The organism is Streptomyces sp. NPDC054956, assembly GCF_053609185.1.
Genome location: NZ_JBSGXB010000036.1, coordinates 22,621 through 38,431, shown reverse-complemented (window position 1 = coordinate 38,431; position 15,811 = coordinate 22,621). Strand labels below are relative to the sequence as shown.

At 72.4% G+C, this 15,811-nt stretch carries 10 protein-coding genes and 1 pseudogene; 2 read left to right on the top strand and 9 right to left on the bottom strand.

Going from position 1 to position 15,811, the window contains the following annotated elements; all coding sequences use genetic code 11:
* Positions 1-84 precede the first annotated feature (84 nt).
* Positions 85-1,977 (bottom strand): AMP-dependent synthetase/ligase, encoded by a 1,893-nt coding sequence (locus ACWGDE_RS09775; protein ID WP_453388456.1) that lies wholly within the window; start codon positions 1,975-1,977, stop codon positions 85-87.
* Between the two features lie 254 nt (positions 1,978-2,231).
* Positions 2,232-4,097 carry a translation elongation factor 4 gene (lepA, locus tag ACWGDE_RS09770; protein ID WP_453388455.1) on the bottom strand — a complete coding sequence of 622 codons (1,866 nt, stop codon included), beginning with the start codon at positions 4,095-4,097 and terminating at the stop codon, positions 2,232-2,234.
* A gap of 244 nt (positions 4,098-4,341) precedes the next feature.
* On the opposite strand from lepA, the gene rpsT reads away from it, so the two are divergent.
* Positions 4,342-4,608 (top strand): 30S ribosomal protein S20, encoded by a 267-nt coding sequence (gene rpsT / locus ACWGDE_RS09765; protein ID WP_030384651.1) that lies wholly within the window; start codon positions 4,342-4,344, stop codon positions 4,606-4,608.
* Between the two features lie 277 nt (positions 4,609-4,885).
* Here the strand turns inward: rpsT and holA are convergent, their stop codons facing one another.
* Positions 4,886-5,878, bottom strand: a complete 993-nt coding sequence (holA, locus tag ACWGDE_RS09760) for a DNA polymerase III subunit delta (protein WP_453388454.1) — start codon at positions 5,876-5,878, stop codon at positions 4,886-4,888.
* Between the two features lie 73 nt (positions 5,879-5,951).
* On the opposite strand from holA, the gene ACWGDE_RS09755 reads away from it, so the two are divergent.
* Positions 5,952-6,194, top strand: a complete 243-nt coding sequence (locus ACWGDE_RS09755) for a hypothetical protein (RefSeq protein WP_453388453.1) — start codon at positions 5,952-5,954, stop codon at positions 6,192-6,194.
* Positions 6,195-6,209: 15 nt separating this feature from the next.
* Here the strand turns inward: ACWGDE_RS09755 and ACWGDE_RS09750 are convergent, their stop codons facing one another.
* The 6 genes and pseudogenes from ACWGDE_RS09750 to leuS all read right to left on the bottom strand — a co-directional run bounded on the left by ACWGDE_RS09750 (position 6,210) and on the right by leuS (position 15,458).
* Complete coding sequence (locus tag ACWGDE_RS09750; protein WP_453388452.1) at positions 6,210-7,091, bottom strand: YceI family protein; 882 nt, start codon at positions 7,089-7,091, stop codon at positions 6,210-6,212.
* 136 nt (positions 7,092-7,227) lie between these two features.
* A pseudogene (locus ACWGDE_RS09745) lies at positions 7,228-9,618 on the bottom strand (ComEC/Rec2 family competence protein); the annotation flags it as partial.
* A 74-nt stretch (positions 9,619-9,692) separates the two neighbouring features.
* Complete coding sequence (locus ACWGDE_RS09740; protein WP_453388451.1) at positions 9,693-10,391, bottom strand: helix-hairpin-helix domain-containing protein; 699 nt, start codon at positions 10,389-10,391, stop codon at positions 9,693-9,695.
* Between the two features lie 449 nt (positions 10,392-10,840).
* Positions 10,841-11,686: a DegV family protein gene (locus ACWGDE_RS09735; RefSeq protein ID WP_453388450.1), complete on the bottom strand. Its 846-nt coding sequence runs from the start codon at positions 11,684-11,686 to the stop codon at positions 10,841-10,843.
* A 75-nt stretch (positions 11,687-11,761) separates the two neighbouring features.
* Positions 11,762-12,475 (bottom strand): hypothetical protein, encoded by a 714-nt coding sequence (locus ACWGDE_RS09730; protein WP_453388449.1) that lies wholly within the window; start codon positions 12,473-12,475, stop codon positions 11,762-11,764.
* A gap of 109 nt (positions 12,476-12,584) precedes the next feature.
* Entirely contained in the window at positions 12,585-15,458 is a 2,874-nt protein-coding gene (leuS, locus tag ACWGDE_RS09725) for a leucine--tRNA ligase (RefSeq protein ID WP_453388448.1), read from the bottom strand.
* Positions 15,459-15,811: the final 353 nt, after the last annotated feature.

Below are 15,811 nucleotides of genomic sequence, written 5' to 3'. Positions count from 1 at the left end.
CCGCCGGGGGCCCGCCCGGCCGACCGGGGGCGGGGTTCCGCGGGGCGGTCCACCGCCCCGCCCCGCCGAGCCCGCGGCAGGCGGCTACGCCTCGCGCGAGCCCTCGTACATCTCGTCGATCAGGTGCTTGAACTCACGCTCGACGACCGGCCGCTTCAGCTTGAGGCTGGGGGTCAGGTCTCCGTGTTCGACGTCGAGGTCGCGCGGCAGGAGGCGGAACTTCTTGACCGTCTGCCAGCGCTGGAGGCCCTCGTTGAGCGTCTGGACGTAGGTCTCGATGAGCCGGGCGGTCTCGGGGGCGGCCAGGACCTGCGAGTACGTCTTGCCCTCGAGGCCGTTCTCGGCGGCCCAGACCAGGATGGAGGGCTCGTCGAGGGCGATGAGCGCGGAGCAGAAGTTCCGGTCGGCGCCGTGCACGACGATGCTGGAGACGTACGGGCAGATCGCCTTGAACTGGCCCTCGATCTCGGCCGGGGCGACGTACTTGCCGCCCGAGGTCTTGATCAGGTCCTTCTTGCGGTCGGTGATGCGCAGGTAGCCGTCCGCGGACAGCTCGCCGATGTCTCCCGTGTGCAGCCAGCCGTCGGCCTCCAGGACCTCGGCGGTCTTCTCGGGCTGCCCGTGGTAGCCCTGCATGATGCCGGGGCCGCGCAGGAGGACCTCGCCGTCGTCGGCGATGCGGACCTCGGTGCCGGGGAGCGGCTTGCCGACGGTGCCGGTGCGGTAGGCCTCGCCGGGGTTGACGAAGGAGGCGGCGCTGGACTCGGTGAGTCCGTAGCCCTCCAGGATGTGGATGCCCGCGCCGGAGAAGAAGTACCCGATCTCGGGGGCGAGGGCGGACGCGCCGGACACGGCGGCGCGCAGCTTGCCGCCGAAGGCCTCTCGGAGCTTCGAGTAGACGAGCGCGTCGGCGATCTTGTGCTTGGTGGCGAGGCCGAACGGGGCGGTCGCCCGTCCGGTGCGGCGGAAGTTGTCCTGGGTGACCTTGGCGTACTCGCGGGCGACGCCCACGGACCACTGGAAGATCTTGTACTTGGCTCCGCCGCCGGCCCGGGCCTTGGCCGCGACGCCGTTGTACACCTTCTCGAAGATGCGCGGGACGGCCGCCATGTAGGTCGGCTGGACGATCGGCAGGTTCTCGATGATCTTGTCGATCCGGCCGTCGACGGCCGTGACGTGCCCGACCTCGATCTGACCGGAGGTGAGCACCTTGCCGAAGACGTGCGCGAGCGGCAGCCAGAGGTACTGGACGTCGTCCTTGGTGATCAGGCCCGTGGCGACGGTGGCCTTGGCCATGTACGACCAGTTGTCGTGCGGCAGCCGCACGCCCTTGGGCCGCCCGGTGGTGCCGGAGGTGTAGATGAGGGTGGCGAGCTGCTCGGCGGTGATGGCCGCGATCCGCTCCTTGACCGCCTCGGGGTGCTTGGCGAGGTACTCCCGGCCGCGCGCCTCCAGGTCGGCGAGGGAGAGCACCCAGCCCTCCGGGTCGCCCTCGGCCGCGACCGCGCCTTCGGCGTCCAGGACCACGACGTGGGCGAGCTCGGGGAGCTCGGCCCGCCGCTCGCGGGCCTTGGCCAGCTGCGCGGCGTCCTCGGCGATCAGGACGCGGCTCTCGGAGTCGGAGAGGATGAACGCCGACTCCTCGGCGTTGGTGCTCGGGTAGATCGTGGTCACGGCGCCGCCGGCGCACATCACGCCGAGGTCGGCCAGGATCCACTCGACCCGGGTGTTGGACGCCAGCGCGACGCGCTGCTCCGGCTGGATTCCGAGGTCGACCAGACCCGCAGCGATGGCGAAAACCCGCTCGGCGGCCTGGCCCCAGCTGAGCGACTTCCACTCGTCCGGGCCGCCCCGGCCGTCCGCGGCGGGGACGGGGTAGCGGTAGGCCTCGCCGTTGGGCGTGGCGGCGACACGCTCCAGGAAGAGGGTCGCCACGGTGGGCGGACGGTTCTCGATCAAGGTCTGTGTGTCGCTCACGGACATCCTCCGGACCACGCGGCAGGGGCCTGTTCATCACAGGGGCGGACTGACTGAGTGGTGGGTCAGGGTGGGTGGCTGAGTCAGGGCCTGGCAGCGCCCGACCAAAAAAACTGGCGAGTAACCAACGAGCAGTGATCAGACTAGGGGCCCTCCGCCTGGCGCGTAAGAGGCCTTGGGGCGCCGATTCATAACGAAACAGGCCCCCGCGCCGGAGCGCGGGGGCCTGTCTCACATCCAGGGGCCTGGCGGGGCTACTTCTTCTTGCCGCCGGACTCGTCGCTGGAGAGGACGGCGATGAAGGCCTCCTGCGGGACCTCCACGGAGCCGACCATCTTCATGCGCTTCTTGCCTTCCTTCTGCTTCTCCAGCAGCTTCCGCTTGCGGGAGATGTCACCGCCGTAGCACTTGGCGAGGACGTCCTTGCGGATGGCGCGGATGGTCTCGCGGGCGATGACGCGGGAGCCGACGGCCGCCTGGATCGGGATCTCGAAGGCCTGCCGCGGGATGAGCTCGCGCAGCTTGGCGACGAGGCGCACGCCGTAGGCGTAGGCGGCGTCCTTGTGGCAGACGGCGGAGAAGGCGTCGACCTTGTCGCCGTGCAGCAGGATGTCGACCTTGACCAGGCTGCCGGACTGCTCGCCGGTGGGCTCGTAGTCCAGGGAGGCGTAGCCGCGCGTCTTGGACTTCAGCTGGTCGAAGAAGTCGAAGACGATCTCCGCGAGCGGGAGCGTGTAGCGGATCTCGACCCGGTCCTCGGAGAGGTAGTCCATCCCGAGGAGGGTGCCGCGGCGCTGCTGGCAGAGCTCCATGATCGCGCCGATGAACTCGGAGGGGGCGAGCAGGGTGGCCCGGACGACCGGCTCGAACACGTCCCTGATCTTGCCCTCGGGGAACTCGCTCGGGTTGGTGACGTCGACTTCCTTGCCGTCCTCCATGACCACGCGGTAGACCACGTTCGGCGCGGTGGCGATCAGGTCGAGGCCGAACTCGCGCTCCAGGCGCTCGCGCACCACGTCCAGGTGGAGCAGGCCGAGGAAGCCGACGCGGAAGCCGAAGCCGAGCGCCGCCGAGGTCTCCGGCTCGTAGACCAGCGCGGCGTCGTTGAGCTGGAGCTTGTCCAGGGCCTCGCGAAGGTCCGGGTAGTCCGAGCCGTCGAGCGGGTACAGGCCCGAGAAGACCATCGGACGCGGGTCCTTGTAGCCGCCCAGGGCCTCGGTCGCGCCGTTGTTCAGGCTGGTGATGGTGTCACCGACCTTGGACTGACGCACGTCCTTCACGCCGGTGATGATGTAGCCCACCTCGCCGACGCCGAGGCCGTCGGAGGGGGTCATCTCCGGGGAGGAGACGCCGATCTCCAGCAGCTCGTGGGTGGCTCCGGTGGACATCATCCGGATGCGCTCGCGCTTGTTCAGCTGCCCGTCGACCACACGCACGTAGGTGACCACACCGCGGTACGAGTCGTAGACCGAGTCGAAGATCATCGCGCGGGCCGGCGAGTCCTTGGGGCCGACCGGGGCCGGAACCGTGGCGACGATCTTGTCGAGCAGCGCGTCCACGCCGAGACCGGTCTTCGCCGAGACGCGCAGGACGTCCTCGGGCTGGCAGCCGACCAGGTTCGCGAGCTCCTCGGCGAACTTCTCCGGCTGGGCGGCCGGCAGGTCGATCTTGTTCAGGACCGGGACGATCGCGAGGTCCTTCTCCATCGCCAGGTACAGGTTGGCGAGGGTCTGTGCCTCGATGCCCTGGGCGGCGTCCACCAGGAGCACCGTGCCCTCGCAGGCCGCCAGGGAGCGCGAGACCTCGTAGGTGAAGTCGACGTGTCCCGGGGTGTCGATCATGTTGAGGATGTGGGTCTTGCCCTGACCCTCGCCCTCGGTGGGAGACCAGGGCAGCCGGACCGCCTGGGACTTGATCGTGATGCCACGCTCACGCTCGATGTCCATGCGGTCGAGATACTGGGCGCGCATCTGCCGCTGGTCCACCACACCGGTGAGCTGGAGCATCCGGTCGGCAAGGGTCGACTTGCCGTGGTCGATGTGCGCGATGATGCAGAAGTTGCGGATCAGCGCCGGGTCGGTACGGCTCGGCTCGGGCACGTGGCTGGGGATCGCGGGCACGCAGTGTCCTGATTCTCGGGTCGCAGTCGGAACGAAGTGTGGGCGTCGGTCTGCGCGAAACCAGATCTCGTCGGGTCTAGTCGGATCTATACGCAGGCTCCCATGGTCCCATGGAAGCGGGAGTGCGCTCGGTTTGGGCCGCCCGGTGCGTGCCTGGTAGCCTGAGCAGCTGTGTCTCGTATGCCCTCTAAGCCTTCGAGACGCAATCCGAAGATCAAATCTCTGAACCTGCAAAGGCTCTTTCGTGGCGAACATCAAGTCCCAGATCAAGCGGAACAAGACGAACGAGAAGGCGCGCCTGCGCAACAAGGCCGTCAAGTCCTCGCTCAAGACCGCGATCCGCAAGGCCCGTGAGGCCGTCGTCGCCGGTGACGTCGAGAAGGCCACCGTGGCTTCCCGCGCCGCCGCTCGTGCGCTCGACAAGGCCGTCTCGAAGGGTGTCATCCACAAGAACGCCGCCGCCAACAAGAAGTCGGCGCTGGCCACCAAGGTTGCCTCCCTTCAGGGCTGAGCTCTGATGTGATCGCCGGGTAGGGATCCAGCGGGCCCTCTCTCCCGCTCCCGACCGGCACTCCGCACCGCACACGAAGCGTTCGCCACGCGGGTGCGGTGCAACCAAGCATTACCCGAAGGCCCCGGCCGCCCCCCTTCCCCAGGAGGACGAACCGGGGCCTTCGCGCTGCCCGGAGCGACATCCAGCTCCGCCGGCGCTTGGGGCATTCCAGCCCCGCCGGCGTTTGAGGCGCGGGGTCTGGGGCGGATCCCCAGGAGCTCGGGCGCAGCCCGGCCTAGCCCCGCTGGGGCCTCGCCGCACGGGCGACCGCGACGACCGCCTTCTCGAGCGCGTACTCGGGATCATCACCCCCACCCTTGACCCCCGCGTCAGCCGCGGCGACAGCCCGCAACGCGTCCGCGACACCATCCGCGGACCACCCCCGCATCTGCTGCCGCACCCGGTCGATCTTCCACGGCGGCATCCCCAGATCCCGCGCGAGATCCCCCGGCCGGGCTCCCCTAGGAGCCGAGGCCAGCTTCCCGATCGCCCGTACCGCCTGCGCCAGCGCGCTGGTGATCAGGACCGGCGCCACCCCGGTGGACAGGGACCAGCGCAGGGCCTCCAGGGCCTCCGCGGCCCGCCCCTCGACCGCCCGGTCGGCGACCGTGAAGCTCGACGCCTCCGCCCGGCCGGTGTAGTAGCGGCCGACCACGGCCTCGTCGATGGTGCCCTCGACGTCGGCGCACAGCTGCGCCGCCGCGCTCGCCAGCTCCCTCAGGTCGCTCCCGATCGCGTCGACCAGCGTCTGGCAGGCCTCGGGCGTCGCGGAGCGGCCCAGCGTGCGGAACTCGCCCCGTACGAACGCCAGCCGGTCCGCCGGCTTCGTCATCTTCGGGCAGGCGACCTCCCGGGCGCCCGCCTTGCGCGCGGCGTCCAGCAGGCCCTTGCCCTTGACTCCGCCCGCGTGCAGGAGGACGAGGCTGATCTCCTCGTAGGGCGCCTCGATGTACGCCTTGACCTCCTTGACCGTGTCCGCGGACAGGTCCTGCGCGTTGCGCACGACCAGTACCTTGCGTTCCGAGAACAGCGAGGGACTGGTGAGCTCCGAGAGCGTGCCGGGCTGCAGCTGCTCCGACGCGAGGTCGCGCACGTCCGTGTCGGCGTCGGCGGCACGGGCCGCCGCCACCACCTCCCGCACGGCGCGGTCGAGCAGCAGATCCTCCTGCCCCACCGCGAGGGTGATCGAGGCGAGCGGATCGTCGGTGGAATTCTTCCTGGTGGCCATCGGATCCAGCATCCCACGCCGTACCGACAGCCCCCCGCTCGGCGGCCCCCCGCCCGTGCCCGAGAATGTCCGGGTGAACGTGCGACATGTACTGGTCCTGCCCGACCGCGACGCCGCCGAGGAGGTGGCGCGGGAGGTGGTCGACCGCTTCGGGCTCCAGGAGGAGCCCCAGCTGGTCCGTGACGCCCTGGCGGGTGAGGACGACGCCGAGGACGCCCAGTGGCTGGTGGTCGTCGAGGACCCGCGCGAACGGCTCGACACCGCGGCCCTGGACGACCTGGCCGCCGAGTACGACGGCTGGCTCGAAGCCCCGTAGCCGCCGCCGTTCCCGTCAGGCCTTGTGCACGATCTGGACGTCCAGCGCCACTTCCACGCTCGAACCGATCGCCGCGATCCCGTGCGCCAGCATCGACTGCCAGTTCAGGGTGAAGTCCTCGCGGTGCAGTTCCGTCGTGGCCCGGCACGCGGAGCGCGGTTCGCCCTCCAGGCCCGTGCCCAGCCCCAGGTACTGGGTGTCGAGGGTGACGGACCGGCTGACCCCGTGCAGGGTGAGGGCGCCCGCCACGGTCCACCGGCTGCCGCTGCGGTGGATGAACCGCTCGCTGTAGAACTCCACCGTCGGATGGCGGGCCGCGTCGAGGAAGTCCGCGGAGCGCAGGTGGTCGTCCCGCATCCGCAGCCCCGTGTCGATGCTCGCCGCGTCGATGATCACGTGCATGGAGGAGTCCTCCATCCGGTCGGCGATCCGCACGGCGCCGGCGAAGGTGTTGAACCGGCCGTTGATCCGGGCGAAGCCGATGTGGCGCGCCGAGAACCCGATCGACGAGTGTGCCGGGTCGAGCTCCCAGTGGCCGGGCTGCGGCAGCAGCGGCGGCTCCACCGCGTCGAGGACGATCTCCCCGGTACCGGGCTGCGCCGGGTCCCCCACCAGCGTCGCGCCGTGGAAGGACGCGTAGCCCTCGGCCGTCACGGACAGCCGGTACTCGCCCGCCGGCACGGCCGCCGTGAACCCTCCGTACGGGTCGGTCTCCCCGCTGACGATCCGTCGGCCGATCGGGTCGGTCACCTCGAACCTGGCCTGTCGGACGGGCTGGTGGACCGTGTCGAGGACCCGGCAGCTGAGAAGCCGGGCGGTATGAGGAAGCGTCAGCGTCGCGGATGTCTGGGGACTGGCGCTGTGGGCCGTCTCCGTCCCCCGTCTGCGACTGAACATGGTTCGTGCACCCCCGTGCTGTATGGGCTTGGACCGCTCTGGCGAAAACGCATTCGATCATGCTGTCGGGTTGGGGGCAAACAGAGTGGTCACGCCCGGTATGCCCGCGCCGGGCCCGTCGCCGGATGGCCGGGAATGCCCGCAGTCGCGAGCCGCTTCCCACGACGGCCACCGAACCGTCCTCGTCCGTGCGCAACACCGCCGCCCCCAGCGACCGCAGCCGCGTGAGCGTACCCGCCGCCGGGTGACCGTACCGGTTCCCCGCGCCGACGGGGACGATCGCCAGGCGGGGCCGGACCCGTTCGTACAGGCCTGGATCCTGGTGCGCGCTGCCGTGGTGGGCGACCTTGAGGACGTCGACCGGCCCCAGCTCCGGATGGTTCCTCAGCAGCTCCTGCTGCGAGGCCGGTTCGAGGTCTCCCAGCAGCAGGACGGTCAGGCCCGCGCCGCGCACCAGCAGGGCCACGCTCGCGTCGTTCGCTCCCTCGGCGGGCGGGCCCGCCGCCGGCGGCCACAGCACCCGCCACTCCAGCGGACCGGCCCGGCGCCGCTCCCCGTCGGCCGCGGTGACGACGGGAATCCCGGCGGCCGCGGCCGTCCGCCGCACGAACCCGGCCTGCCCCGGGGGCTCTTCCAGTCCGGTGACTTGCACCACACCCACCGACCGGCCCCTCAGTACCCCCACCAGCCCGCCCACGTGGTCGGCGTGAAAATGCGTCAGGACGAGCAGCGGCACCCGTCTGACCCCCAGTTCGCGCAGGCAGGCGTCCACCGGCCCGGGTTCCGGTCCCGCGTCCACCACCACGGCCGTGCCCGGGGAGACCGCGAGCACCGCGGCGTCCCCCTGGCCGACCGCGCACTGCACGTAACTCCAGTCGGGCGGCGGCCAGCCCTTGAGCGTACGGGTGACCAGCGGCGGCCTCAGTACGGCGACGAGCAGTGCCGCGGCCACGGCGCAGACGAACCACCGCTCACGGCCGAACCGGAAACCGAGCCCCACCACCCCCAAGGTGACCGCGGCGAGCAGCAGGCCCCCGCCCACCCCTCCGGGCCAGCCCGTCTCCGCCCCGGGCAGCCGCGCACCGCCCCGGGCCACGGCGGCGATCCACCCGGCCGGCACCCCCGCGCACCGGGCGAGCAGCTCGGCGACCGGCCGGCACAGCGGGGCCGCCGCCAGTGCGGCGAACCCCAGGACCGTCGCGGGGCCCGCGGCCAGCTCGGCCAGCAGATTGCACGGCACCGCCACCAGGCTCACCCGGGCCGACAGGACGGCGACGACCGGCGCGCACACCGCCTGGGCGGCCGCGGCGGCCGCCAGGGCCTCGGCCGGCCCCGGACGCATCCCGCGCCCGCGCAGGGCCTCGCTCCACCGGGGAGCGAGCGTCAGCAGGGCCCCGGTGGCCAGGACCGAGAGGAGGAACCCGTGGCTGCGGGCCAGCCACGGGTCGTAGAGCACCAGCAGCAGCGCGGCGGCGGCCAGCGCCGGGACGAGGGACCTGCGCCGCCCGGTGGCGATGGCCAGCAGGGTGACCGATCCGCAGGCCGCCGCCCGCAGCACGCTGGGCTCCGGCCGGCACACCACCACGAAGGCCAGGGTCAGCGCCGCCCCGCACACGGCGGTCGCCCGCAGCGAGAGCCCGAGGCGCGGTGCCAGCCCGCCCCGCTCGGCCCGCTGCGCCCGGGCCGGGGACCCGATGAGCAGGAAGAGCACCACGGTCAGGTTGGACCCGGAGACGGCCAGCAGGTGCAGCAGGTCGGTGGCCCGGAACGCCTCGTGCAGATCGGGCTCCACCCGGGAGGTGTCCCCGACCACCAGCCCGGGCAGCAGGGCCCTGGCGTCCGGCGCCAGCCCGTCGGTGACCTCGCGCAGCCCGGCCCGCAGCCGCCCGGCGATCCGCTGAGCGGTGTCCGGGCCTCCGGTCACCCTCGGCGGGGTGTCCCCGGCCGGGCGGAGCAGGGCGACGGCCCGCTCCGCGCCCCCGGCCGGAGCCAGCCGGGCGACCACCTCGACCCGCTGCGAGGGCTGCAGCCGGCTCCACCCCGGATGCGCCGCCAGCACCCGTACCGGGGTCGCGACCCCGAACCGCACCCCGTCGGGCCCGCTCACCCGGGTGATCACCGCGTCGAGCACCACCACGGGCGGCCCGCTCCCGCTCCGGGCCGTCCGCGGATCGGATCCGACGGTGAGCTCCACCAGCACCCGGGCGTGTTCCCGGGCCAGCCCCACGACGGGTCCAGCGCGCGCCTCGGCCCGCTGGAGGCCCGCCACTCCGGCCCCGGCGGCCGCGCACAGCAGGGCCGCCGCCACGGCCGTCCAGACCTTGCGCGCGGGCTCGGGCCGCCGCCGTACGGCCACCACCAGCAGCCCGGCTCCGCCCGCCCCCAGCCCCGCCGCGGCGAGGCCGGTGGCGGCGGGCGTCCCGAGGCCGACGGCGGCCGCCACCCAGGCGGCCGCGGCGGGCACCGCCAGCCGCAGATCCAGGGGCCGCCGCTCCGCCGAACGCAGCCCCAGAGGGCCCCGGTCCACAGAGCGCCGGTCGGGCGGGCGCCCGCCCGCCGGGTCCCGGCCGGCCGGGCTCGGCTCCGCTCCCCCGGACCGGCTCACGGCCGCACCAGCTTGCGCAGATCGGCGAACCGACGCTCGCCGATCCCGTTGACCTGCCGGAGCTCCTCGACGGTACGGAAGCCCCCGCGCGCGGTACGGAAGTCCACGATGTGCTGCGCGAGAACCGGGCCGACCCCCGGCAGGCCGTCCAACTGCTCGGCCGTGGCGGTGCCGAGGCTCAGCGGCCCGGAGGCGGGCCCGCCCCCTCCCACCGTCGGCGGCGGCGCCGGAGCCCCGACCAGCACCTGTTCGCCGTCCGTCAGGACCCGGGCCCGGTTGAGCCCCGTGACGTCCGTCCCGGGCCGCACTCCCCCGGCGGCGGCCAGGGCGTCCTCCACGCGCGAGCCGGCGGGCAGCCTGCGCACCCCCGGGTCCCGGACCTTTCCGCTGACGTCGACCAGAATCGGCCCCGCGCCCGCGCCCCCGCCGACGACGCCGGAGGCGGGCAGGGCGGCAGCGGCCGGCGCGGGCGCCACCAGGGCCGGAGCGGTCACCGGCCGCGGCCGGGCCGACCAGTACTGCTGCCCGGCGAAAGCGACCCCCAGGGCCAGCACCACCGACACGGCGGCCACGGTGCGCGGCTCCACCCCGCAGCGCACCTGCACCCAGACGGGCAGCCGCTCCCGCACCGCGAGCCGCCGGGCCACCCCGCCGCCCAGCACCCCCTCACCGGGCCCGGGCACCGGCTCACGCACCGGCCCGGCCGCAGGAACGGGCACAACGGGAGGCGCGTGCCCCGGCACAGCCACAGGCACATCGGAAGGCCCATGCCCCGGCACAGCCACAGGCACGTCGGGAGGCGCATGCCCCGGCACGGACCCAGTCGGGGACACAGGCGGAGCCCCCGGTGGACGGACGCCGCCGAGCAGCGCCTCGGCCCTGCGGCGTACCGCGGCGGGCTCGGGGCCCCGGGCGCGCCGGCCCGGGCGGTGGCGCAGACGGTTGTCGGAGAGCCGGGAACGGCCGGGGCCGCTGCCGGCTCCGGCACCGGCACCGGCTCCGGCACCGGAGGGATATGGGGACGAGGTACGCGTTCGAAGAGTCATGCCACGACGGTAGGACCGGATCCGCGACCCCGTTCGGCGCCGTCAATTCCAGTGGATAACCAGTGCGTTGTGGATAACTCCCTCACCCGAACCGGTGATCAGCGCGGGGATACGACGGCCGCCAGCAGCCCCGGCCCGGTGTGTGCGCCGATCACCGCGCCGACCTCGCTGACGTGCAGTTCGACCAGCCCGGGAATCCGCTCCCGGAGCCGCTGCGCGAGCTTCTCCGCCCGCTCGGGGGCCGCCAGGTGGTGCACGGCCACGTCGACGGGACCGGACCCGGCGCGTTCCACGGCGAGCTCCTCCAGCCTGGCGATGGCCTTGGACGCCGTACGCACCTTCTCCAGCATCTCGATCCGCCCGCCCTCCAGGGTCAGCAGCGGCTTGACCGCGAGCGCCGAGCCGAGCAGGGCCTGCGCGGCGCCGATCCGGCCGCCGCGGCGGAGGTAGTCGAGGGTGTCGACGTAGAAGTACGCGGACATCCCGGCGGCCCGTTTCTCGGCGGCCGCGACGGCCTCGTCCACGGACCCGCCGGCCTCGGCCACCTCGGCGGCGGCCAGGGCGCAGAAGCCGAGGGCCATCGCGACCATGCCGGTGTCCACGACGCGGACCGGCACCGGGGCGGTCTTCGCGGCGAGTACGGCGGCGTCGTAGGTGCCGGAGAACTCGGCGGACAGGTGCAGGCTGACGATGCCGCTCGCACCGGCGTCGGCGGCGGCCCGGTAGGCCCGGACGAACTCCTCCGGGCTGGGGCGGGAGGTGGTGACCGAGCGGCGCTTCTGCAGGGCCAGGGCGAGGCTTCGGGCCGAGATCTCGGTGCCCTCTTCGAGGGCCTCGTCGCCGAGGACCACGGTCAGCGGGACGGAGGTGATTCCGTGCCGCGACATGGCCGGTTGGGGCAGGTAGGCCGTGGAATCGGTGACGATCGCGACATGGCGGGACATGAGGCGGAGGTTACCGGGAGCCGGGGTGTTCCGGCAGCCCGGCCCCTCGCCGGGGCCTTCGCCCCCGTTCCGGGATCAGGTCGTCGTCTCCGGGCGGGGCGATTTCTGCCAGGGGTACTGCGGCGGCGCTACGGGCTGCGTCAGGGCCGCCGGGGGCGTCACGGGCGGCTGCGGGGACCCCCAGGAACCGCCCGGGGCGGCCCCTTGCGAAGGCGCCGGGTCCGTGAGGTCGTCGACCGACTCCCGGGACCAGTCCCGCAGGGCACCCGACTCGACCTCGATCTGGGCCGACAGCGCGGACAGGTCGTCGGCGGCGAAGCGGCGGGCGCGGTCGCGCGCCGCCCAGCGCAGCGAGTCGGCCGCCTCCGTGATCTTCGCCGTACGGTCCCGCAGGTCCGGGAGGCTCGCCTCTATCCTCTTGCGGTCCGGCTCCGACTCCAGTCGCTTCAGCTCGTCGTCCAGCTCGTGCCCGTGCGCGCTCAGCCGCTCGAACAGCCCCACCGACTCCTTGAGGGAGGCGTCCGTCTGGACGCCCTCGTACAGCGCCTGCTGCGTGGCCCGCATCGACGTCCGCAGGTCGAGGCGCAGCTGCGCGAGCGCGCCCGTGACACCGACCTGGCCGAAGCTGCGCGCCCTCAGGGTGGTGTCCTCCACGGTGCGGCGGGCCTGGGTGATGGTGCGGTCCACACCGCGCGCCGCGGCCCTGACCACCTTCGTCGTCACGAACACACCGAGCCCCAGGAAGGCGAACAGCAGCACCAGGGCCACGATGATAAAGACCGCCTCCATGAGGTTCCCTTCCCCAGCCGATTGGTCCCTTCCACCGTAAACGCCACGGGCAGGCCGCGGGTTCCCATCGAACCCCCAACCTGCCCGTACGGGAATACCCCTAGACGCGTCAGACGACGATGTTCACCAGCTTCGGCGCACGCACGATCACCTTGCGGATCTCGGCCCCGCCCAGCGCGGCCACGACCGCCTCGTCGGCCAGCGCCAGCTGCTCCAGGTCACCGTCGGTGATCGTCGGCGGCACCTCCAGGCGGGCCTTGACCTTGCCCTTGATCTGCACGACGCAGGTGACGCTCTCGTCCACGACGTACGCCGGGTCCGCGACGGGGAAGTCCTGGTGGACGACCGACTCGTTGTGGCCCAGGCGGTGCCACAGCTCCTCCGCGATGTGCGGAGCCAGCGGGGCGACCAGCAGCACCAGGCGCTCGGCGACCGAGCGCTCCAGCGGCCGGCCCGCCTTCGTCAGGGCGTTGTTCAGCTCGGTGATCTTCGCGATGGCGGTGTTGAAGCGCAGCCCGGCCATGTCGGCGCCGGCGCCGTCGATCGCCTTGTGCAGCGCGCGCAGGGTGTCCTCGCCCGGCTCGGAGTCGACCACCGTGACGGCGCCCGTCTCCTCGTCCACCACGTTGCGCCACAGGCGCTGCAGCAGCCGGTACTGGCCGACCACGGCACGGGTGTCCCACGGACGCGAGACGTCCAGCGGGCCCATCGCCATCTCGTACAGGCGCAGGGTGTCCGCGCCGTACTCCTCGCAGATCTCGTCCGGCGTGACGGCGTTCTTCAGGGACTTGCCCATCTTGCCGTGCTCGCGCTTGACCGGCTGGCCCTGGTAGAACCAGCCGCCGTCGCGCTCCTCGACCTCGGCCGCGGGCACGTACACGCCGCGCGCGTCGGTGTACGCGTACGCCTGGATCATGCCCTGGTTGAACAGCTTGTGGAACGGCTCCACCGAGGAGACGTGGCCCAGGTCGAACAGCACCTTCGACCAGAACCGCGCGTACAGCAGGTGCAGCACGGCGTGCTCGGCGCCGCCCACGTACAGGTCGACACCGCCGTGCGGCGCGTTCTCGCTCGGACCCATCCAGTACTGCTCGATCGCCGGGTCGACCAGCGCCTCGGAGTTGTGCGGGTCCAGGTAGCGCAGCTCGTACCAGCAGGAGCCGGCCCAGTTCGGCATGGTGTTGGTCTCGCGGCGGTACGAGCGCACGCCGCGCCCGTCGCCCAGGTCCAGCTCCACGTTGACCCAGGCCTCGTTGCGCGACAGCGGGGTCTCCGGCTTGGAGGTCGCGTCGTCGGGCTCGAAGGTGCGCGGCGAGTAGTCCTCGACCTCCGGCAGCTCCAGCGGCAGCATCGACTCGGGCAGCGAGTGGGCGACGCCGTCCTCGTCGTAGACGATCGGGAAGGGCTCGCCCCAGTAGCGCTGACGGCTGAACAGCCAGTCGCGCAGCCGGAAGTTGATGGTGCCCTCGCCGATGCCGCGCCCGGCCAGCCAGTCGGTGATCGCGGCCTTCGCCTCGACCACGCCCAGGCCGTCCAGGGAGATGCCCTCGCCGGTCGAGTTGACGATCGTGCCGTCGTACGAGGAGAACGCGTCGTCCCACTCGGCCGGGTCGGCGTCGCGGTCGTCCGAGGGCTGCACGACGCAGCGCATCGGCAGCTCGAAGGCCCGCGCGAACGCGAAGTCACGGGTGTCGTGCGCCGGAACGGCCATGATCGCGCCGGTGCCGTAGCCCATCAGCACGTAGTCCGCGATGAAGACCGGGACCCGCTCGCCGCTGACCGGGTTGACCGCGAACGCACCGGTGAAGACACCGGTCTTGTCCTTGGCCTCGGCCTGCCGCTCGACGTCCGACTTCGACGCGGCCTGCTTGCGGTACGCGTCCACGGCGTCGGCCGGGGTCGCGGCGCCGCCGGTCCACACCTGGCGGGTGCCCTCGGGCCACTCGGCCGGGACGATCTTCCCGACCAGGTCGTGCTCGGGCGCCAGCACCATGTAGGTGGCGCCGAACAGCGTGTCGGGACGCGTGGTGAAGACGGTGATGGCGTCGCCCTCGCCGACCGCGAAGTCGACGCGCGCGCCCTCGCTGCGGCCGATCCAGTTGCGCTGCTGCAGCTTGATGGCCTCGGGCCAGTCCAGCGCGTCCAGGTCGTCGATCAGGCGGTCGGCGTAGGCCGTGATCCGCATGTTCCACTGGCTCAGCCTGGACTTGAAGACGGGGAAGTTGCCGCGCTCGGAACGGCCGTCGGCGGTGACTTCCTCGTTGGCCAGTACGGTGCCCAGCCCGGGGCACCAGTTGACGGGCGCGTCCGAGGCGTACGCCAGCCGGTGGTCGTTCAGTACGTCGGCCCGCTCGCCCGCGCTCAGCGCGGCCCAGGAGGCACCGCCGGGCAGCTCGCGGGAGCCGTCCTCGAAGGAGGCGACCAGCTCGGCGATCGGGCGGGCCTTCTTCGCGTCGGCGTCGTACCAGGAGTTGTAGATCTGCAGGAAGATCCACTGCGTCCACTTGTAGTAGTCCGGGTCGATCGTCGCGAACGAGCGGCGCTTGTCGTGGCCCAGGCCCAGCCGGCGCAGCTGGACCTTCATGTTCTCGATGTTCGCCTCGGTCGACACCCGCGGGTGCGTGCCGGTCTGCACGGCGTACTGCTCGGCCGGCAGGCCGAAGGCGTCGAAGCCCAGGGTGTGCAGGACGTTGTGGCCGGTCATCCGCTGGTGGCGCGCGAAGACGTCGGTCGCGATGTAGCCCAGCGGGTGGCCGACGTGCAGGCCCGCGCCCGAGGGGTACGGGAACATGTCCATGATGAACTTCTTGGGCCGCGCCACGACCGCCGCGTCGCCCGCCAGGTCACCGGTCGGGTTCGGGGCCTCGTAGGTGCCCTGGGCGTCCCATACGTCCTGCCAGCGTGCCTCGATGTCGGCGGCCATGGCAGCCGTGTAGCGGTGCGCCTCGGCCGCCTCGGGGGCCGGGGTGTTCGTCTCGCTCATGATTTCTGAAGCTCCATCGATCGTCTCTGCCGTCTCTGCCTGCCCAAACGAAAAAACCCCTCGCACAGGAGGGGGCGCCGCGCCGAGGCCGACCGTCTCGTGGGGTCGGTGCTGTTCAGCGCGGCTCGGTAAGCAGGAGGCGTACGGCACGCATGGCGCCAGGGTACCGCAGCGGCCCCCGCGGGCGCTGCGGCCTTCCGGCCCGCGGACGCACAACGAGAAGCGGGGGGGCCGCGGGCCGGGGGGGGCCGCGGGGCGGATGGGGTGATGTGAGTTTTGAGCAATACAAACTCCAACCAACAACCTCGAGGCGCGACAAAATAAAGAAAAACGGTCACAGGCGCGCTCCACGA